Below are 19,685 nucleotides of genomic sequence, written 5' to 3'. Positions count from 1 at the left end.
GTCTCATTCTGGTTATTTCAATGCGGCAGCCGCAGCGGCTTCACGAGCCAGATTGGTTTCATACTGGGTTTTGCCGGAGTAATATTGCTTCGGCCAAGGCACGGAGGTCAGCCCGATTTTTGCCGCCTCATGCAATACCCAAGCGGGGTCTGCGAGATGCGGGCGGGCCACGGCGCAAAGATCAGCACGTCCTGCGGAGATTACCGAATTGGCGTGATCGGCTTCCGATATCGCACCCACAGCAATTGTCGGGATGCCTACCTCATTGCGGATTTTGTCTGAAAACGGGGTCTGGAACAGACGGCCATAAACCGGTTTTTCATGTTTAACGACCTGACCGGACGAACAGTCGATGAGATCTGCACCGGCATTTTTAAACATCTGCGCAAAAATCGCTGCATCATCAGGCGTATTGCCGCCTTCCGCCCAGTCATGACAGGAGAGGCGCACCGAAATTGGCTTATCCTGCGGCCAGACCGCACGAATGGCCTTGAACACTTCCAGCGGAAAACGCGCACGATTTGCGTGGCTGCCGCCATATTCATCCTCGCGCTGATTGGTCAGCGGCGAGAGGAAACTGGAGAGCAGATAACCATGCGCGGCATGGAGCTCCAGCCAGTCTGCACCGGTACTTGCGGCAAGCTCAGTCGCGCGCACAAAATCGGCAATTACCCGATCCATATCTTCGCGCGTCATAGGTTTCGGCTTCTGGCTGTTGACCAGATAAGGCTCTGCCGAGGCAGAAATCAGCGGCCAGCCGCTCGCTGCATCAACCGGCTGGTCAATGCCTTCCCAAGCGGGTTTGGTGGCGCCTTTGCGCCCCGCATGACCCAGCTGAATAGCCACTTTGGCATCGCTGTTTTGATGCACGAAATCGACGAGACGTTTCCAGCCGTCGCGCTGTTCTTGGTTCCACAGTCCCAGACAATTCGGAGTGATACGGGCATCGGGGGAAACGCAGGTCATTTCCGCAAAGATCAGACCGGCACCGCCAAGCGCACGGGAACCGAGATGCACCATATGGAAATCATTGATCAGTCCATCGGTTGCCGAATACATCGCCATCGGCGACATGACGATACGGTTCGCCAAGGTCACACCGCGCAGCTGATAAGGCGTGAACATCGGCGGCACATGGCGTGTGCTGCTGTTGCTCTCTACCGGCAGGCCGGACTTTTTGGCAAACCAGTTTTCATAGCCCTGCAACCAGTTTCTATCGCGCAGACGCAGGTTTTCATGGCTGATACGCTGTGAGCGCGTCAGCATGGAATACATGAATTGTTCCGGCTCAAAATGATCCGCATAGCGCCGGCCAACCACCTCAAACCATTCCATCGCATTGCGCGCGGCATTCTGAATGCGCGCCACATCCACACGGCGGATTTCCTCATAGGTTTCCAGCGCTGCAGGAATATGACTTTTGTCATGACCGTGCAGGTTAAACTGGTTGGTCAGTTCAATCGCATCATCAATCGCCAGCTTGGTGCCGGAACCAATGGCAAAATGAGCGGTATGGGCGGCATCGCCCATCAGCACCACATGGGAATTACCATTATAATGGCTCCACTTGCCGCAGATCAGCCGGTTGAAATTCAACCAAGCCGAGCCGCGCAAATGCCGCGCATTGGTCATCAGCGGTGCGCCTTCCAGCACTTCCGAGAAAAGATTTTCGCAGAAAGAAATGGAATCCTGCTGTGACATCTCATCAAGACCATGCGCCTGATAGGCTTCTTCTGTGGTCTCGATAATGAAAGTCGAGGTCTTGTCATCGAATTTGTAAATATGCGCCTGAAACCAGCCATGATCCGTTTTGCGGAAATCAAAGGTAAAGGCGTCAAAGAGCTTATTGGTGCCAAGCCAGATATAACGGTTTGGCCGCACGATCATATCCGGCTCGAATATATCGGCATAACGATGACGGATTTTAGAATTCAGCCCGTCAGAGGCGATAATCAGATCAGCATCGGGATATTGCGTATCTGCATCCACATCGGTTTCAAATATCAGCTCAACGCCCAGATCTTCGCAGCGTTTTTGCAGAATATTCAGCAGTTTTTTGCGGCCGATACCGACAAAGCCATGACCGCTTGTGCGCTGGCGTGTGCCTTTGAACAGCACTTCAATATCGTCCCAATGGTTGAATGCATCCTGAATTTCCGCCGCACTGGTTTCATCCCAGACTTTCATCGCTTCCATCGTGGCATCGGAAAATACAACACCCCAGCCGAATGTGTCATAGGGTTTGTTGCGTTCGACCACGCGGATGTGATGCTCGGGATGGTTCTTTTTCATCAGCAGGGCAAAATACAGTCCGGCCGGACCGCCACCGATACAAACGATACGCATGGTCAAATTCTCCCCTTGAATGCTCTGTTTTCCGCTATACGGCCACAGTCATTTTTATGATGTGCGGTGGTATCGGGTACCGGCGCACAATTTATTTTATACTTAAAACATATGGATGGAATGGATTTGGTCAAGTGATAAATTTGCATGATGCGCTCAGCCTTGCTTACGCAGCATGAAACGCTGGATTTTGCCGGTAACGGTTTTCGGCAGCGCGTCGACAAAACGGACAGAGCGGGGATATTTATAAGGCGCGATCAGCTTTTTAACGTGATCCTGCAAGGCTTTGCCCGTTTCAGGAGATGGCTGAGCACCATTGCGAAGCACAATATGCGCCTCAACAATCTGGCCGCGTTCTTCATCATTCACGCCGATGACCGCGCATTCCTGCACATCTGCATGGGCGAGGAGGGCGGCCTCAACTTCGGGGCCTGCGATATTATAACCGGCAGAAATAATCATATCATCTGCACGGGCGGCAAAGTGGAAATAGCCGTCAGCATCCTGAAAGAAACTGTCGCCGGTCAGGTTCCAGCCATCGCGCACATAGGCCTTCTGGCGTGTATCGGCGAGGTAACGGCAGCCGGTCGGGCCGCGCACCGCCAGACGACCAATTTCCCCGCGCGGCATTTCCTGCATATTTTCATCAACGATTTTGGCCTGATAACCGGTAACAGGTTTGCCTGTGCGGCCGGGGCCGGAATCGCCCAGACGGTTGCTGATAAAAATATGCAACATTTCGGTCGCGCCGATCCCGTCCAGCATCGGTTTGCCGGTCTTCTCTATCCATGCCTCATAAATCGGGGCGGGCAGGGTTTCCCCTGCTGAAACCGCAATGCGCAAGGATGACAGGTCGGCACCCTCATTCATTGCCTGCAACATCACGCGATAGGCTGTCGGGGCTGTAAAGCTGATGGTCGCCTTATAGGTTTCAATCAGCTCGATCATCTTAGGTGGTGTTGCCTGTTCAAGCAGCGCTGCAGCTGCTCCGAAACGCAGCGGGAAAATGGCCAGCCCACCCAGACCAAAGGTGAAAGCAAGTGGCGGTGAGCCGACAAAAATATCATCCGGCTGCACATTCAGCACTTCCCTCGCATAAGTATCGGCAATCAGCAGCAGATCACGGTGAAAATGCATGGTGGCCTTCGGCTCACCGGTAGTACCGGAGGTAAAGCCCAGCAGTGCCACATCATCGCGTCCGGTTTTCACCGCATCAAAACGCACCGGCTTGTTGAGTGCCGCATGGTCAAGTTCCGCATCATGATTGGCGGTGCCGTCAAAACCGATTACTGTTTTAAGAAACGGGCTTTTTGCCGCGCAAATCTGCAAATCTTCCAGCAGTCGCGTGTCACACAGCGCCAGCGAGATTTCTGCTTTATTGACGATTTTTGTCAGTTCATCTGGGCGCAACATCGGCATGGAATTGACCACGACCGCACCGGCTTTGGTAGCCGCCAGCCAGCAGGCAACCATGGCCGGATTATTGGCAGAACGGATCAATATGCGATTGCCCGGTTGCACGCCGTAATCTTCAACCAGCACATGGGCAATGCGGTTGCTCCAGTCGGTGAGTTCCTTATAGGTGCGCCGCCGTCCGTTGCCGATCAGAGCTGTGTGGTCGCCGAACCCTTTTTCCACCATGGCATCGGAAAGTTCATAGCCGGCATTGAGCCATTCGGGATAGGTGATGTCGCCGGATGACAGTTCCGGCCAGTCCTCAACCGGAGGCAGGTTATTTCTGGTAAAATGGTCTGTATGCGCCGTTGGTCCAAGCATTTTTTGTTCCCCTGCGAGCTTTTGCCCGCGTCGTTATTTTTTAAAAAATGGCGGCAGATGATGTGTGTTTTTCGTAACGGATATCCTGATTATTCGAATGGTATGGTGCCGGTTAAGCCAGATGGTCGTGCTCGTCCTGTAAGGCCAGCGCATGCTCGATTGTATCGATAACCGTAACCAGTTCTGCCGATTGTGCCGGTGACAGCACGCTGAAAATCTCGCTGATCCACTGTTCATGGGCTGCGGCCATGGCTTCAAACTCTTCACGTCCCTTTTGGGTGAGGCGCACCAGCATGGCACGTTTGTCGCCCGCAACCGGAACCCGCAAAACGGAACCGTCGCTGACCAGCCGTTCAACAATGCCGGTGACATTGCCGTTGGAAACCCGCAAGGCCGCAGATAATTCAGTCATTTTGAGGCCGCCTTCAAACCGATACAGCGCTGCCATCACGTCGAAACGGGGCAGGGTCGTATCGAATTCCTGACGCAGCTTTTCGCGGATGACTGCTTCAACATGCTTTGTCGATTTGAGAAGCTTCAGCCAGTTGCGCAGGCTCTGCTTATCGGAAGCACGTCCGCCTGCCACTGTTTGTTGCTGATTTTCGGCACTTTTCATGGTCTCACTCCGTTGCCGCCTGCAAAGATTTTATGCATTCGCAGGGCAGCTGATTTCTTTTATGGTGTCACTTACAAAAATAATTTCAAGTATGAAATTTCATGCTTGAAATTATTTTTTATTTATGGAGATATTTGAGAGGCAGTCATGACGGAGGAACGGGGAATGCAGATCAGAGCGGCAGAACCGGTTTTAAAAACCGCGCCCGCTGAACCGGATAGTCCAGCCAATAAAGACTGGGATCTGGCCTATTCGAATGTGCTGCATGTTCAAAATTCTGCGCAATTTCCACCGCAATGGCAGCAAAGATCACAAAGTTTTCGCGAGCAGATGCAGGCGCAGAACCGGTTGATCGCCGATGTGCGCTATGGGTCGGAAGAGCGCAATCTTCTGGATATTGTGATGCCGCAGGGGCAAGCGCGCGGACTGGTTGTGTTCGTGCATGGCGGCTATTGGGTGCGCTTTGACAAATCTTATTTCACCTATCTTGCTGCCGGTGCCACAGCGCATGGTTTTGCCGTAGCGATTCCGTCTTATACACTTTGCCCGCAAGCGAAGATCGGTGAAATTACTGCTGAAATTGGTATGGCGATTGTGCAGGCCGCATCAATGGTTGCAGGCCCGTTACATCTGACAGGGCATTCTGCGGGCGGGCATCTGGTTGCGCGGATGGGAACAGTTACGACTCCTCTGAGTCGCAGCCTGCAACAACGTTTGCGCAAGATCGTACCGATCTCGGCGCTAAGTGATTTGCGACCTTTGCTGAATCTGAAAATGAATGATGATTTCAGGCTTGATCTGGAACAGGCGCGCAAGGAAAGTCCGGCTTTGCTTGAGCCTCTGAACGGTATTGATGTGACAGCATGGGTCGGCGCGGCGGAATTGCCGGAATTTGTCCGGCAAAATCAGGCATTGGCTAATTTGTGGAGCGGTTTTGACCTCTCAATCGATGAAGTGGCGGAACCGCATAAACATCATATGGATATCATTGACGGTCTGGCAGACGCAGACCATGTGCTGACGCGCAGATTACTCTGTTTATAAGGATACAGGCTTAATTTTGCTTCGGAAATGGCAAAAGCGGAGGGAGAAGCAAAAGCGGGCTTGTAAGTAATGGCATTTTATTATTGAACTGCATAATAACAATAATCGCGAGGGAACACTGATGAAACGAATTACTCTTGGCTTATCAATGGCCTGTCTTGGTCTGGGGCTGGCATTTTCCGGTTCTGCAATGGCTGAACCTCTGAAAATCGGCATGATCACAACGCTTTCCGGCGGCGGTGCCGGACTCGGCATTGATATCCGTGACGGCTTTCTGCTGGCGGTCAAACAATCCGGCAATAAAGATGTCAGCGTTATCGTTGAAGATGATGCGCAAAAGCCTGAACTTGCTGTGCAGATCGCTGATAAAATGGTGCAGAGCGATAAGGTCGATATTCTGACCGGTATTGTCTGGTCCAATCTTGCAATGGCCGTGGTGCCAAGCGTTGTCGCGCAGGATAAAATCTACGTTTCCACCAATGCGGGCCCGTCTGCGCTGGCCGGTGCCAAATGCAATGCCAATTACTTTAATGCTGCCTATCAGAATGATAATCTGCATGAAGCTGTCGGCAACTATGCCAATACCGCAGGCTATAAAAACAGTTTTATTCTGGCACCGAATTATCCGGCAGGCACCGATGCTCTGACCGGTTACAAGCGTTTCTATAAAGGCAAACTGGCCGGTGAAATTTACACCAAAGTCGGCCAGACCGATTATGCTGCCGAGATTGCCCAGATCCGTGCTTCCGGTGCAGATTCCGTTTATTTCTTTCTGCCGGGCGGCATGGGCATTGCTTTCATGAAGCAATATTCACAGTCGGGCATGACCATTCCGGTCACCGGCCCCGGCTTCTCCTTCGATCAGGATGTGCTCGGCGCAATCGGTGATGCGGCTGTGGGTGTGAAGAACTCCTCCCACTGGTCAAAAGATCTCGATAATGAAGCCAATAAAGCCTATGTCGAGGCCTTCAAAAAAGAATATGGCCGCTTGCCTTCGCTCTATGCAACACAGGGCTATGATGCAGCCAATCTGATCCTGTCCGCTGCCGCTAAAGCGAGTGTGAATGACAAAGATGCTTTCCGCGCAGCAATGAAAGCGGCGGATTTCAAATCTGTTCGCGGCAAGTTTAAATTCGGCAATAATAACCATCCTATTCAGGATATTTATATGCGCGAAGTGATCAAAGAAGACGGTGTCCTGACTAATAAGATCGTGGCAACAAGCTTTACCGATCATCAGGACAACTATGCAAAAGACTGCAAGCTCTGATGCAACCGGATGCAGCGACAGTGTGAACTGTCGCTGCTTTTCGCTCAGACTGTCTTCAGTACCGGCCGGACTGTTGCCATAACAGGTCTTCGGGCGGCATAGACGACTTTTTTCAAAGATATTTTTATGAGAACCAATCAACAGATCGGACGCGGTTTTGTCTTCTGCACTTTTAATTGAGCAGTTACTCAACGGGTTACAATTCGGCGTTATGCTGTTTTTGATGGCCGCCGGCCTGACCCTGATTTTCGGGGTTATGGGGGTTATCAATCTTGCACATGGATCATTATTTATGGTCGGCGCATTTGCCTGCGCCGTTGTGGCTGCGGCAACCGGCTCTTTCTGGCTCGGGCTCATTGCCAGCCTGATTGCCGCTGCTGCTGCCGGTGCAATCATGGAAATGGTGCTGATCCGCAGATTATATAATCGCAGTCACCTCGATCAGGTTCTGGCCACATTCGCTCTGATCCTGATTTTCTCCGATGCGACACGCTGGATCTTTGGTTCATTCCCGCTTTATCTGGATATTCCGCCGCTTTTGCAGGGTTCTGTTACGCTGCCCGGCGGCTCGCAATATCAGCTATACCGGCTGGCGATTATTGGTGCAGGCATAGCTGTTGCCGTCGGGTTGTATTTTCTCATTGCAAAAACCCGTCTTGGCATGCGCATTCGAGCCGGTGAGGCAGACCGTGAAATGATCGGCGCATTGGGCGTTGATATTGCGAAGCTTAACACGATTGTTTTTGCATTAGGTGCAGCACTTGCAGGCCTTGCCGGTGCATTGGTCGGGGCGCTGCAATCCGTACAGGTCGGTATGGGCGAGCCGGTACTGATCCTCGCTTTTGTGGTGATTGTGATCGGCGGTATCGGCTCGGTTAAAGGTGCGCTGGCGGGTGCTGTTCTGGTTGGCGTGGTGGATACGATGGGGCGCTTTTTGCTGCCCAAACTCTTTGCAATCTTTATGGAACCATCGCAGGCGGCAACAGCAGGAACCGCGCTGGCATCCATGCTGATTTATATTGTTATGGCGATCATTCTTACGGTGCGCCCACAGGGATTGTTTGCAGCCAATGGATAATTTCACAATGTTTTCTTCATGCTGTGATGCAGTTCGGGTGCTGACAGGTAAGACATGTCAGGAGCTGGCACGATGACACGCGAAACAATGATAAGTCTGGTTTTTGCGCTGGCATTGCCAATCATTGCATTGATTGCCAATCAGATGGGCGAGATATTTTATATCTCACTGGTGACACGTATTGCCATTCTGGCTCTGGCAGCCACAGGGCTTAATCTGGTGCTGGGTCTTGGTGGCATGGTGTCTTTCGGTCATGCGGCATTTTTTGGCATCGGCGGTTATATTACCGGTATTCTGGCCAGCCATGCTGCCGACGGATCGGCGCTGATGAGCTGGCCAATGACGATTTCAGGCAGCGACCAGATGCTGATTATCTGGCCTGTTGCTATGCTGGTTGCCGGTCTTGTCGCGCTGCCGATCGGCATTATCAGCCTGCGTACATCGGGCGTGTATTTCATTATGATTACACTGGCATTCGCGCAGATGATTTATTACTTCGCGATTTCATGGCCGGCCTATGGCGGTGAGGACGGTTTGTCCCTCGCATTGCGTAATAATTTCCCCGGCGTGAATACGCTCAAACCGCTGAGCTTTTTCCTGATCGCTTACGGCGTTTTGATGGTGGCACTGTTTCTGTTTTCACGCATCCGCAATTCCCGTTTCGGCGCGGCATTGGAAGGTGCGCGGCAGAATGAATTGCGGCTGGCTTCCGTTGGCATTGGCCCCTTGCGTATCAGACTGGTCGCCTTCGTATTGTCCGCGATGATTACGGCACTTGCCGGTGCTTTATTTGTCGATCTCAATCGTTTTGTCAGTCCATCCATGCTGTCATGGCATATGTCGGGCGAACTGATCGTGCTGATTATTCTTGGCGGCACGGGGCGTTTGTTTGGTCCGTTGATCGGTGCGGTGCTCTATGTGCTGTTTGAATTCGCACTTGGTGGCATGGTTGAACACTGGCAGCTCTTCTTCGGACTGATTTTGCTTGGTGTTGTGATGTTTGCGCGTGGCGGCATTATTGGGCTTGTTGCAGGGAAAATCCGTTATGGCTGAGACTGTTCTCGACATTAAAAACCTGCGTAAAAGCTTTGGCGGGCTGAAAGCCACCGATGATGTCAGTCTGGATTTACGCAAAGGAGAAATCCATGCGCTGATCGGGCCAAACGGAGCCGGAAAATCCACTCTGATCGGCCAGATCGCCGGTACGATTAAGCATGATAGCGGCACAATCCGTTTTGACGGGCAGGACATAGGCTCGCTCGGCGTGACACAGCGTGCGCAGCTGGGGCTGGGGCGGACATTTCAGGTGTCTTCGCTGATGCCGGAATTTTCCGCCTTGCGAAATGTCATGCTGGCTTTGCAGGCATGTCAGGGTTCCAGTTTCCGCTTTTGGAAACCGGTAATGCAGGATGCGGCTTTAAAAGATGAGGCCGCTGCCATTCTGGATCGTGTTCATCTCGGATCGCGGATGCTGGTGTCCAGCGCCGAACTTTCCCATGGTGAACGCCGCCAGCTTGAAATTGCAATTGCATTGGCTCTGCGCTCCAAAGCGCTGTTGCTGGATGAACCGATGGCCGGAATGGGGCCTGAAGGCTCAAAGCAGTTGACGGCATTTCTGGACAAGTTGCGCCATGAAGTGCCGGTGCTGCTGGTTGAGCATGATATGGATGCGGTTTTTGCTTTGGCCGACCGGATTTCCGTTCTGGTTTATGGCCGCGTGGTCGCGACTGGCACTGTGGCTGAAATCCGCAGCAATGCATTGGTACGTGAAGCCTATCTTGGGGAGGCGGTTTGATGTTGCTGGAACTCAATCAGGTAGAGACATTCTACGGCGCTTCACAGGCACTTTTCGGCATTGATCTGCATGTGGAAAAAGGTGAGGTCGTCGCGCTTATGGGGCGCAACGGCATGGGTAAAACCACCACTATCCGTTCGGTTTTCGGACTGACTCCACTACGTCAGGGTAAAGTCAGCTTCATGGGGCGCAATATTTCCGCGATGCAGCCCTATCGTATTGCGCGGCTGGGGCTGGGGCTGGTGCCGGAAGGACGGCGTTGTTTTCCAAATCTGACGGTTACGGAAAATCTGCTGGCTTCTGCCCGCAAAGGGGAATGGACGCTTGAGGCGGTGAATGAGCTGTTTCCCCGACTGAAAGAACGCAGCCAGCAACAGGCGAATACTTTGTCGGGTGGTGAACAACAGATGCTGGCGGTTGGCCGGGCGCTGATGACCAATCCGGAATTGATCGTGCTGGATGAGGCGACCGAGGGGCTCGCGCCGGTGATCCGGCTGGAAATCTGGAAAGCCGTGCGCGAACTGAAACGGCGTGGTCAATCCATTCTGGTTGTTGACAAAACGCTGTCGGAATTACTGCCGGTGGCGGATCGTTGTGTTGTGCTGGAGCGTGGACGCACGGTCTGGCAAGGCACATCCGGTGAAATGACGGCCGATATTCAGGACCGGTATCTCGGTGTGTAATTTGTAGTGCAAGAACGGGGCTCTCCCCGAACATATTCGTTCAGGGAGAGACAGGTAAAGCCTGCCAGCCGGTGAAAATGCAGTTTAAAGCAGTTTAGCGATCATATTCATCGTGACGCCGGTTCCAGACATATGGCTCCGTCTGCGGCCATCCGGCGGGTGAATCTTCCCAAAATTCCTGACGACCATAAGGGGTCAGATCCAGATAGGTCCAAAGACTGCCGAGATACTCGACCCCGCGTGCGCCGTTAAAATAGGTGCGGTAGATATTCTCGCCATCGCGCAGGAAAACACTGACACCATGTATTTCCTGCATGATGTCCGGCGTGGCCGGATCACTCCTTGTAGCGCCCATATCCTGATTAAAATCGTTATGCTGTGAGGAGTACCAGTTCGGATACTGCCAGCCCATGCGCTCCTGATAGTTTTGCAATTTTTCCAGCGGTGCGCGTGAGATGAGTACGAGCGATGTATCCCGTGCATTAAGATGTGCGGGATGGGTCATTGCATCCACAACCCATGAGCAGCCGTCGCAACCCGCCCGCCATTCGGGTGCAAACATAAAGTGATAGACAATCAGCTGCCGACGCCCCTCGAAGAGATCTGCCAGACTGACTTCTCCTGATGGACCGGTAAAGGAATATGGCTTGTCGATTTTAACCATCGGCAGACGTCGGCGTTGTGCATTCAGCTGGTCGCGCGCGCGGGTAAAGGCTTTTTCCCTATTGATTTGTTCTTCGAGTGCGGCTTGCCATTCATTCATCGAAACAATTTCAGGCAGCATTGCAATAAGCTCCTATTGTTGATGGTATCGCTTAAAACCATTCTCTGATGCTGCGAGACAGGGCTGACGGCTCTGTCTTACAAGCATCAGCATCAGAGATCAGGACGTCTGTTGTAACGGAAATGCGGATGCTTCACCACTTTCTTAACAAAGATGGTGTTGGCACCGGAGAATCCGGCTCAATATTCCGGCTGTTAAACAGCCTTATTGAGCACGCTGTTCTGTTTTCTGGAGTTCATAAATGTTCTGCAATAGCGCAAGAGCGGCCGCTCTACGAACCAATATAGCAGACATCCGACAATAATCGTTGCGCTGAAGACCGCGAGGTAAATCAAATACGGGCTCAACGGGATATATGCAGATATTTTAATCATCACTTTAGCGATCAGGCCGAGAAATGCCAGATGCGTCAGGTAAATCGTGTAGGAAGCATCACCGATGAGGCTGAGAATTTTAAATTACGCAGTCCGGAACCCGCTTTTCTCGTAGGACACTGCACCCAAAATAAGCAGACCGAAGCTGAGAGCATAAATGATCTGGAGATACTGATAGCTGATACCGCGGCTTTCCAGAATATAGATGAGAATAAACAAGGCAAGACCGGTCAGAAAAGCCGGTTTCAGATTGATATTCGTGAAACGATGAAAGGCATAAAAAGCTGCCATGCCGATCAGGAAATTAAAGTTTAGCGGGGAAAAATAAGTGGTTAAAGCCGATCTTGAGCCTTCTTCGGCATATTGAAACACTATGCCACCGGTCATCAGCTATGCAGCCAAGATAATTATACCGAATGTTCTGTTCAGAATAAGTGTTGCAAAAATCAGGTAAAATGCAAGTTCGTGAATGAGCGTCCATGCGGGTGTGATCGGTAGTTCGAAACTATCGAGGCGAATTAAAAATATTGTCGATATCCAATTGCTGAAACTTTCCGGCACAATGCTTGCGCTGCCAAATCCCAGCGCCACCAAACCGCAGAAAATCGCTGTATACAGCCAATAGACGGGAAAAAGTCGTGTGAAGCGTTTCAGCAGATATTTCGGGGCACGCTCCGGCTGATTAATGTCTTTGTGATGTGCAAAAACAATAATAAAGCCCGAAAGCACGAAGAAGAAATCTACGCCTAAATTTCCGCGATGCGTAAAATTTAAAAAAACCGCATCATTAAGGTAGCGGGAACTACCGAGCAGCAGAGACAGATGGAAAGCAACAACAGCCATCGCAGCCAAACCACGACCTTGCTGCAAAGATTTTAGCTGAAGCTGCGTACTCATAGAGAATCCTCAAAACGGAAAAATTTTTACGTTCTGAGATATATTTTATAGTAAAAACAGGATTATGAAAAAATTTTGCAAAGCTCGTATGAAGTGTTTATCTCCTGAATTTTATGTGAATACTTGTTCGCCATGTAAATTTAAGCAGTTAATTAATATTAGAATGTATTAATTATTCGTTCATTTAGTAAAATCTCGAACCGGAACATCAGGCAAGAGTGCGACTAACGGCTTTTAAAGCGATCCTGTGCTGTCAGCCTGATGGATAGCGGTTCAGCATCTTTCCAGCGATAGATTTCCGTTTGAAGATAGTGCAACTCGTCGGCATAGTTGTCTTCGTTAACTTCAACCCACCACGCTTTGGGGCGGCCGTCATTACCGTCTGACCACCGGTAACCTCGTTTTTTGAGGTGATCTTTCATGTCAAAGGGACTGTTTTCCGCGTAAATTCTGACACGGGCTTTGCGGCTGGATTTGAGCAGTTCAGTGAAAGGAACGGTTGCGTCCGCCCCTGCGGGCCGGATCAATACTTCCAGTAATGCGTGGCAATCATCTGTCGCACGGTGCCCGTTATGGAACAGCCCGCTCTGGCCAACCAGATAGCCCAGTTTGCTGCCTTCAAAGCCAAACCCCGCCCATTGCACTTCCGCAACGGAGCATGCCCATGCTTTGGATACGAATAATGGAGACAATTTTTCGCAGAATGGTCTGTCAAATCCGGCATTATGAGCAATAATGAGATCGGCAGGTTCGATCATCGCTTCCAGCGACCGGAGATCAAGTGTCTGACCCTGCACCATTGCATCAGTAATACCGGTCAGCCGTGTAATCTCCGCCGGAATTGGAATTGTTGGCTGCTGCATTCCGCTGAAGACGCCAACCACATCACCAAAAGCACCGTCATCATTATAGGTAAAGGCAACGGCACCAACCTCGATGATCTGGTCGGTCACATGGCTCAGTCCGGTTGTTTCCGTATCAATAAGAACAGCAAGCCGCTCAAACGGACTGTCCTCCCGCCTGACAATCGGGCGTGGTGTCAGTTTGCGCAGAATGCGGAACCGTCCTGTTTCTTCCAGTTGTTGCGCTAAGGCTTCTTCATTGTCCGGCACAGATTTGCGGGTGGTGGCAACAGGCGTCACGTCAACCGGATGGCTGGTTTTCGTGTCAAACATATCAAACTGGACTGGCTTTGAATTCATACCGCAAATCTTACTACTGAGACTTTAGAGCATAATTCCTTAAACCTGGATCAGTTTAAGGTAAAATTATGCTCTAATTTTAAAGTGTTAGAGCGTCCTTTGTGTGCCAAGTCTGGCACACGGCGCTCTAGAATGCGCATATTCTAATTAATCTTGGCAAACAAAGTCAAAGTCCATTTGCCAGACAGGGATGGCGGTGTTTTTTTAAAAGAAGCCTGATTGAGACTAGGTGTAATGTGTAGCTCAGTTCATTGCTGTGAGAGCAGAGATTTCCACAGAATGCAGTGCATTGAAGAAATTGCATAGCTGCTATGCAAAAATGATGACTATTAGAAAACCGGCGAAATTTCTTTCTAACTTATTGTTTTAATTATATTTATAGAATTTTTATGTGTTGATAGCTAATGTCTATCAATTTTATATGATTAATTGACTTTATAAATTACGCTTTAGCCTCTATACGGAGCCCAGACAACATTCTGACAGGAGTGCACAATGGCAACCGTAAACACACAGATCAAACCTTTTATCGCGCAGGCTTACCGTCAGGGTAAATTCATCTCCGTGACTGAAGAAGATGTATTGGGCAAATGGGCCGTCTTTTTCTTCTATCCTGCTGACTTTACATTCGTATGCCCGACCGAGTTGGGTGATCTTGCAGATCATTATGAAGAACTGCAGAAAATGGGTGTTGAGGTCTATTCGGTTTCTACCGATACGCATTTCACGCACAAAGCCTGGCACGATTCATCCGACACAATCGGCAAGATCAACTATACAATGCTTGGCGATCCGAGCGGTGTTGTAACCAATAATTTCGGCGTCATGCGCGAAGGTCAGGGTCTTGCAGACCGCGCAACTTTCATCGTCGATCCGGACGGTATTATTCAGGCCATGGAAATCACTGCTGAAGGTATCGGCCGTGATGCTTCCGATCTCGTACGCAAGATCAAAGCCGCTCAGTATGTGCGTTCGCATCCGGGTGAAGTTTGTCCTGCAAAATGGCAGGAAGGTGAAGCGACCCTTGCTCCTTCGCTCGACCTCGTCGGCAAAATCTGACGCGCCGTAAATAATAAAACGGGCAGCTGTTTCCCGCAGCTGCCCGATTATCTGTGACAGTTTAGCAAGAGGAACACAGTATGCTCGATACGAACTTGAAAACCCAGCTGAAGGGCTATCTGGAGCGTCTGGTGCGGCCGGTTGAAATCATCGCCTATGCCGGAGATGATGCTAAATCGCGCGAACTGCTGCAACTTCTTGAACAAATCCGCGAACAGTCGGACAAGATCACGATTAAGCACGGCGATGTGGCCGGTGCGCGTGTGCCATCCTTCGCACTGACCTCACCGGGTGAAGATATTCATCTGGTTTTTGCCGGTCTTCCGCTTGGTCATGAATTTACCTCTCTGGTGCTGGCTCTTTTGCAGGCCGGTGGTTATCCGCCAAAGGTTGAACAGGCACTGATCGACCAAATTCGTGGCATCAAGGGTAATTTCCGTTTCGAAACTTATTACTCGCTTTCCTGCCAGAACTGCCCGGATGTTGTGCAGGCGCTGAATCTGATGGCTGTACTTAATCCTTGTATTGAACATGTCGCTATCGACGGTGCGCTGTTTCAGGATGAAGTTGCCGAGCGTCAGGTCATGTCCGTGCCGTCCATTTTCCTGAACGGCGAGGCTTTCGGTTCCGGCCGTATGGGCGCTGAAGAAATTCTGGCGAAGATCGACACCGGCGCAGGTGAACGTGCTGCCGAGGCGATTAACGCACAGGCGCCTTTTGATGTACTGGTTGTGGGTGGCGGTCCTGCCGGTGCAGCGGCAGCAGTTTATGCGGCGCGCAAAGGCATCCGTACCGGTGTTGTTGCTGACCGTTTTGGCGGTCAGGTGCTGGATACGATGTCGATTGAGAATTTTATTTCTGTTACCCATACAGAAGGGCCAAAACTTGCCCGCGCTATGGAAGCGCATGTGCGTGACTATGATGCCGAGATCATCAATGGTCAGCAGGCTGTTAAGCTGGAGCGGATTTCTGAAGGCTTTAAGGTGACGCTGGCTTCGGGCGCATCCCTTACCAGTACTTCTGTTGTGTTGTCGACCGGTGCACGCTGGCGCAAAATGGGCGTGCCGGGTGAGCAGCAATATATCAATAAGGGCGTTGCTTTCTGCCCGCATTGCGATGGTCCGTTGTTTAAAGGCAAGCGCATTGCCGTGATTGGCGGCGGGAACTCCGGTGTGGAAGCCGCGATTGATCTGGCCGGTCTGGTCAGCCATGTGACACTCATCGAGTTTGACAAGGCACTTCGCGCTGATGAAGTGCTGCAACGCAAACTGAAAAGCCTGCCGAATGTGACTGTTCTCACCTCGGCCAAAACCACAGAAGTGACCGGCGACGGCAAGCGTGTTACCGGTCTTACCTATGAAGACCGGATCAGCGGTGAGACCCGTTCGCTCACACTGGAAGGCATTTTTGTGCAGATCGGCCTTGTGCCGAATACTGAATGGCTGAAGGATACAGTGTCGCTGAATGCCCGCGGTGAAATCATCACGGATCTATATGGTGCAACCTCGGTTCCGGGTGTGTTTGCGGCAGGTGATTGTACAACTGCACCTTATAAGCAGATTGTGATTGCGATGGGAGAAGGAGCACGGGCATCGCTTGCAGCTTTTGACTATCTGATCCGTCTGCCTGCTGAGGAGCAGGCGGCTTAATGCGCGGTCTCGCATGAACCTCCGCGAGCTCGAATATCTGGTTGCGCTGGCTGAACAGCGCAACTTTCATCGTGCGGCTGAAGTCTGCAATGCCAGTCAGCCGACCCTTTCTGCGCAGATCCGCAAGCTGGAAGACGAGCTGGGCGTCACATTATTTGAGCGCTCATCACGCGGACTTATTCTGACGCAAGCCGGTGAAGCAGCAGTCAGACGCGCACGCATAATTCTTCATGAAGTGACGCAATTGCGCGATGAAGCCGCCGGACATTGTGCTGATGGTACACGGCGCTTGCATCTGGGGGTGTTTCCGACACTTGGCCCCTATCTTTTGCCGCATATTGTGCCGCAATTTATGCGGCATTTTCCGTCCATGGAAATTTTACTGACGGAAGAAAAAAGCACCGTTTTATTGCAGCGGCTGATCGACGGACAGATTGATGCCGCATTACTGGCATTGCCGGTTGAAGACCCGCAGGTCACCGGACAAAAACTATTCTGTGAACCTTTTCATCTGGCCGTACCTTCCGGTCATGTTCTGGCGGGGCAAGACCGCTTATCGGCGGATGCACTTTCCGGTCAGCGTCTGATGCTGCTCGAAGAGGGGCATTGTCTGCGCGATCAGGCGCTTACATTGTGCCGGCGTTATGGTGCACATGAATATGACGGTTTTCGGGGTACCAGTCTCGAGACTTTACGGCAGATGGTTGTGGCGGGTATGGGGCTTACTTTATTGCCGCAACTGGCTTGTATCGGAGCCAATGCGCAAAATCACATCGCTTTTTTACCGCTCGAAGCCGATGGGTTTCAGAGAAATATTGGTCTTTACTGGCGCAGATCAAGTAATTCCGGTGAGTTGATGGAAAAACTCTCATCCATCATCGCCGGTGTTGTAGCTGACCTTATGCCGCAACAGGGCTGAGTTGGGCTGAACATATTGCGCTTCAGCAGAATCATTCCGCGTCAGTGAATATGCGCTTATGTGAAAAACTGAGAACATCGCGCGTGCGTTGAAGTTCTGTGTGTGTCCATAAAGCCGGTTCAGACAAGTCTCGACACAGTGTCATTGCTCGCAAAGCATTAACAATAATAACAATGTGTTACATAAAAATGCGCTGCGCTCGCTCTCACATCTTAATAGCTGCTTGTGCAGATTTGGCTAAGCTCTAATCTTCAATGCATTGAGATGCAGAGAATGGCGCTTGCACATGGAAAATATTTCATTAATAATTTGACATTCGCAATCTGTATATCTTGTTGCCGTATCGCATCATGAAATTTATCTATGACAGAAAACGCATACATTTTGCTGAGTATTTTTATAATAAACGACAATATACTTTATTAGACTTTAGTTTGACTGCAACTTGGAGTGCAACAGAAAAACAGCATCATAATTCAATATAAATCGGCTTGCTATGGGAGGAAATGGTTTGAGCGCGATGATACTTATACTTGTCGGCCTTGCCGCATTTGCAGGGGGCTATTTCGTTTATTCGAAATACATTGCTGAACGCATCTATGCACTTGATCCGGAATATAAAACACCCGCTCATGCCATGAAAGATGGCGTAGATTATGTGCCAACCAACAAGTTTGTGCTGTGGGGGCACCATTTTACTTCTGTTGCCGGCGCGGCACCTATCGTTGGTCCTGCCATTGCAGTGATCTGGGGTTGGGCACCGGCCTTTATCTGGGTTGTGCTCGGTACTGTTTTCTTTGCAGGTGTTCATGATTTCGGTGCGCTATGGGCAAGTGTCCGCAACCGCGGCCGTTCAATCGGTGCACTCACGGAGAATGTTCTTGGCACCCGTGCCCGCTCCATTTTCATGACCGTTATTTTCCTGCTGCTGTTGATGGTCAACGCCGTTTTCGCAGTGGTCATTGCAGGCCTGCTGATTAATTTCCCGACATCGGTGATCCCGATTTGGGGCGCAATTGCTGTGGCAATCGTTATCGGGCAGCTGATTTATCGTCATGGCGTCGGGCTGCTGTGGCCGTCCGTGATTGGCGTGATCGTGCTTTATGCGCTGATCTTTGTTGGACAGGCTTATCCGATTACTTTGCCGGAATCCTTTCTCGGCATGAGCCCGATGGTGCAGTGGATTCTTTATCTCTTCATCTATGCGGGCATTGCATCGCAATTGCCGGTCTGGGTTCTTCTCCAGCCGCGCGATTATATTAACGGGCTTCAGCTCTTTGTCGGGTTGTTGCTGCTCTATGGCGCAACTCTGATTGCGCAGCCGCAGATCGTGGTACCGGCATTCAATCCGGATGTTCCGGCAGGCACGCCGAGCATTGTGCCACTGTTGTTTGTGACCATCGCCTGCGGTGCTATTTCCGGCTTCCATGGTCTGGTCTCGTCGGGCACGTCGTCCAAACAGCTCGACAAGGAAACCGATGCCCGTTTCGTCGGTTATTTCGGCGCTGTCGGTGAAGGCATGCTCGCACTCGCTGCGATTATCGCCTGTACGGCTGGTTTTGCATCTTATGAAGCCTGGCAGGGCGTATATACGCAGTTCTCTGCCGGTGGCGTTAAAGCCTTTGTTGAAGGTGGTGCAAATATCTTGTCAGCAGGCACAGGGCTTGGTGTCGGTATTGCTGCAACCATCCTGACTGTTATGGCCGCATTGTTCGCCGGAACAACGATGGATACAGGTCTGCGTCTGCAGCGCTATGTTATTCAGGAAGTTGGCGAAATCACCAATATTAAGCCATTGCAGGGTGGCACAGTCGCGACTCTGGTCGCGCTTGCAAGCTGTCTTGCTCTTGCTTTCGGTGCAGGTACAGGCGGTAGCGGCGGTATGCTGATCTGGCCGTTGTTCGGTACAACTAACCAGTTGCTCGCCGGACTGACACTTGCGATTGTTGCAGTGATGTTGCTGCGTATGAAGCGTCCGGTTCTGCCGGTTCTGATCCCGCTGGCCTTTGTGCTGGTCATGGCGATCCTTGCGCTTTTCATACAGCTCGGAACATTCTTTGCGAATAAACAATGGTTGCTGTTCGGACTGGGGCTGGTTGTGCTTGGTGCAGCGCTCTTTGTTGCGCTGGAGGCAATCCGGACAATGCGCAGGGAATATAGTGCGCAAGCGGCTGCCGGACTGGCGGATTGACC

General features: G+C 51.2%; 17 protein-coding genes. 10 read left to right on the top strand and 7 right to left on the bottom strand.

What is annotated here, in order from left to right; genetic code table 11:
• Window positions 1–12: 12 nt before the first annotated feature.
• The 3 genes from BKD14_RS13300 to BKD14_RS13290 form a co-directional block, all read right to left on the bottom strand.
• Window positions 13–2,346 carry a bifunctional salicylyl-CoA 5-hydroxylase/oxidoreductase gene (locus tag BKD14_RS13300; protein ID WP_075656738.1) on the bottom strand — a complete coding sequence of 778 codons (2,334 nt, stop codon included), beginning with the start codon at window positions 2,344–2,346 and terminating at the stop codon, window positions 13–15.
• Window positions 2,347–2,502: 156 nt separating this feature from the next.
• On the bottom strand, window positions 2,503–4,122 hold the full coding sequence (locus tag BKD14_RS13295; protein WP_075656736.1) for an AMP-binding protein: 1,620 nt from the start codon (window positions 4,120–4,122) through the stop codon (window positions 2,503–2,505).
• A 112-nt stretch (window positions 4,123–4,234) separates the two neighbouring features.
• Window positions 4,235–4,738 carry a MarR family transcriptional regulator gene (locus tag BKD14_RS13290; RefSeq protein WP_075656734.1) on the bottom strand — a complete coding sequence of 168 codons (504 nt, stop codon included), beginning with the start codon at window positions 4,736–4,738 and terminating at the stop codon, window positions 4,235–4,237.
• A 165-nt stretch (window positions 4,739–4,903) separates the two neighbouring features.
• On the opposite strand from BKD14_RS13290, the gene BKD14_RS13285 reads away from it, so the two are divergent.
• The 6 genes from BKD14_RS13285 to BKD14_RS13260 all read left to right on the top strand — a co-directional run bounded on the left by BKD14_RS13285 (window position 4,904) and on the right by BKD14_RS13260 (window position 10,608).
• A complete protein-coding gene (locus tag BKD14_RS13285) occupies window positions 4,904–5,782 on the top strand; it encodes an alpha/beta hydrolase (protein ID WP_139316420.1) in 879 nt (292 codons plus the stop codon).
• A gap of 121 nt (window positions 5,783–5,903) precedes the next feature.
• Window positions 5,904–7,052: an ABC transporter substrate-binding protein gene (locus BKD14_RS13280; RefSeq protein WP_075656732.1), complete on the top strand. Its 1,149-nt coding sequence runs from the start codon at window positions 5,904–5,906 to the stop codon at window positions 7,050–7,052.
• Window positions 7,053–7,209: 157 nt separating this feature from the next.
• Window positions 7,210–8,130, top strand: coding sequence for a branched-chain amino acid ABC transporter permease (locus BKD14_RS13275; RefSeq protein WP_075656730.1), 921 nt, complete (start codon window positions 7,210–7,212; stop codon window positions 8,128–8,130).
• Window positions 8,131–8,202: 72 nt separating this feature from the next.
• The gene (locus tag BKD14_RS13270) at window positions 8,203–9,183 is read left to right on the top strand and encodes a branched-chain amino acid ABC transporter permease (RefSeq protein WP_075656728.1); all 981 of its coding nucleotides are present in this window, start codon (window positions 8,203–8,205) and stop codon (window positions 9,181–9,183) included.
• Window positions 9,176–9,925, top strand: a complete 750-nt coding sequence (locus tag BKD14_RS13265) for an ABC transporter ATP-binding protein (protein ID WP_022709557.1) — start codon at window positions 9,176–9,178, stop codon at window positions 9,923–9,925. Before BKD14_RS13270 ends, BKD14_RS13265 begins: the two co-directional genes overlap by 8 nt.
• A complete protein-coding gene (locus BKD14_RS13260) occupies window positions 9,922–10,608 on the top strand; it encodes an ABC transporter ATP-binding protein (protein ID WP_175576103.1) in 687 nt (228 codons plus the stop codon). The genes BKD14_RS13265 and BKD14_RS13260 overlap by 4 nt, the downstream gene beginning before the upstream one ends.
• 94 nt (window positions 10,609–10,702) lie before the next feature.
• Here the strand turns inward: BKD14_RS13260 and BKD14_RS13255 are convergent, their stop codons facing one another.
• The 4 genes from BKD14_RS13255 to BKD14_RS13240 form a co-directional block, all read right to left on the bottom strand.
• Entirely contained in the window at window positions 10,703–11,392 is a 690-nt protein-coding gene (locus BKD14_RS13255) for a DUF899 domain-containing protein (RefSeq protein ID WP_075656726.1), read from the bottom strand.
• A gap of 458 nt (window positions 11,393–11,850) precedes the next feature.
• On the bottom strand, window positions 11,851–12,153 hold the full coding sequence (locus tag BKD14_RS13250; protein ID WP_075656724.1) for a hypothetical protein: 303 nt from the start codon (window positions 12,151–12,153) through the stop codon (window positions 11,851–11,853).
• Between the two features lie 3 nt (window positions 12,154–12,156).
• Entirely contained in the window at window positions 12,157–12,663 is a 507-nt protein-coding gene (locus BKD14_RS13245) for an acyltransferase (protein WP_075656721.1), read from the bottom strand.
• A gap of 224 nt (window positions 12,664–12,887) precedes the next feature.
• A complete protein-coding gene (locus BKD14_RS13240) occupies window positions 12,888–13,865 on the bottom strand; it encodes a 3'-5' exonuclease (protein WP_075656719.1) in 978 nt (325 codons plus the stop codon).
• Window positions 13,866–14,360: 495 nt separating this feature from the next.
• Here BKD14_RS13240 and ahpC point away from each other — a divergent pair, with 495 nt between their 5' ends.
• The 4 genes from ahpC (at window position 14,361) to BKD14_RS13220 (ending at window position 19,683) form a co-directional block, all read left to right on the top strand.
• Entirely contained in the window at window positions 14,361–14,924 is a 564-nt protein-coding gene (gene ahpC, locus BKD14_RS13235; protein ID WP_022709552.1) for an alkyl hydroperoxide reductase subunit C, read from the top strand.
• An 80-nt stretch (window positions 14,925–15,004) separates the two neighbouring features.
• Window positions 15,005–16,573: an alkyl hydroperoxide reductase subunit F gene (gene ahpF, locus BKD14_RS13230; RefSeq protein ID WP_075656717.1), complete on the top strand. Its 1,569-nt coding sequence runs from the start codon at window positions 15,005–15,007 to the stop codon at window positions 16,571–16,573.
• Window positions 16,574–16,586: 13 nt separating this feature from the next.
• The gene (locus BKD14_RS13225; protein WP_075656715.1) at window positions 16,587–17,492 is read left to right on the top strand and encodes a LysR substrate-binding domain-containing protein; all 906 of its coding nucleotides are present in this window, start codon (window positions 16,587–16,589) and stop codon (window positions 17,490–17,492) included.
• Between the two features lie 520 nt (window positions 17,493–18,012).
• Window positions 18,013–19,683, top strand: coding sequence for a carbon starvation protein A (locus tag BKD14_RS13220; RefSeq protein WP_210215515.1), 1,671 nt, complete (start codon window positions 18,013–18,015; stop codon window positions 19,681–19,683).
• Window positions 19,684–19,685 lie beyond the last annotated feature (2 nt).

Source organism: Pseudochrobactrum sp. B5 (assembly GCF_001939785.1).
GTDB lineage: Bacteria > Pseudomonadota > Alphaproteobacteria > Rhizobiales > Rhizobiaceae > Pseudochrobactrum > Pseudochrobactrum saccharolyticum.
The sequence above is the reverse complement of the archived record's forward strand: the minus strand, read 5'-3'. Positions and strand labels throughout refer to the sequence as shown.

What these genes read in the sequence shown, in the direction of transcription:
- BKD14_RS13280 (WP_075656732.1), top strand. Translation starts at nt 5,904, where the DNA reads ATGAAACGAATTACTCTTGGCTTATCAATGGCCTGTCTTGGTCTGGGG.
- BKD14_RS13220 (WP_210215515.1), top strand. Translation starts at nt 18,013, where the DNA reads ATGATACTTATACTTGTCGGCCTTGCCGCATTTGCAGGGGGCTATTTC.
- BKD14_RS13290 (WP_075656734.1), bottom strand. Translation starts at nt 4,738, where the DNA reads ATGAAAAGTGCCGAAAATCAGCAACAAACAGTGGCAGGCGGACGTGCT.
- BKD14_RS13295 (WP_075656736.1), bottom strand. Translation starts at nt 4,122, where the DNA reads ATGCTTGGACCAACGGCGCATACAGACCATTTTACCAGAAATAACCTG.
- BKD14_RS13285 (WP_139316420.1), top strand. Translation starts at nt 4,904, where the DNA reads ATGCAGATCAGAGCGGCAGAACCGGTTTTAAAAACCGCGCCCGCTGAA.
- BKD14_RS13225 (WP_075656715.1), top strand. Translation starts at nt 16,587, where the DNA reads ATGAACCTCCGCGAGCTCGAATATCTGGTTGCGCTGGCTGAACAGCGC.
- BKD14_RS13255 (WP_075656726.1), bottom strand. Translation starts at nt 11,392, where the DNA reads ATGCTGCCTGAAATTGTTTCGATGAATGAATGGCAAGCCGCACTCGAA.
- BKD14_RS13300 (WP_075656738.1), bottom strand. Translation starts at nt 2,346, where the DNA reads ATGCGTATCGTTTGTATCGGTGGCGGTCCGGCCGGACTGTATTTTGCC.
- ahpF (WP_075656717.1), top strand. Translation starts at nt 15,005, where the DNA reads ATGCTCGATACGAACTTGAAAACCCAGCTGAAGGGCTATCTGGAGCGT.
- ahpC (WP_022709552.1), top strand. Translation starts at nt 14,361, where the DNA reads ATGGCAACCGTAAACACACAGATCAAACCTTTTATCGCGCAGGCTTAC.
- BKD14_RS13250 (WP_075656724.1), bottom strand. Translation starts at nt 12,153, where the DNA reads ATGACCGGTGGCATAGTGTTTCAATATGCCGAAGAAGGCTCAAGATCG.
- BKD14_RS13265 (WP_022709557.1), top strand. Translation starts at nt 9,176, where the DNA reads ATGGCTGAGACTGTTCTCGACATTAAAAACCTGCGTAAAAGCTTTGGC.
- BKD14_RS13245 (WP_075656721.1), bottom strand. Translation starts at nt 12,663, where the DNA reads ATGAGTACGCAGCTTCAGCTAAAATCTTTGCAGCAAGGTCGTGGTTTG.
- BKD14_RS13240 (WP_075656719.1), bottom strand. Translation starts at nt 13,865, where the DNA reads ATGAATTCAAAGCCAGTCCAGTTTGATATGTTTGACACGAAAACCAGC.
- BKD14_RS13270 (WP_075656728.1), top strand. Translation starts at nt 8,203, where the DNA reads ATGACACGCGAAACAATGATAAGTCTGGTTTTTGCGCTGGCATTGCCA.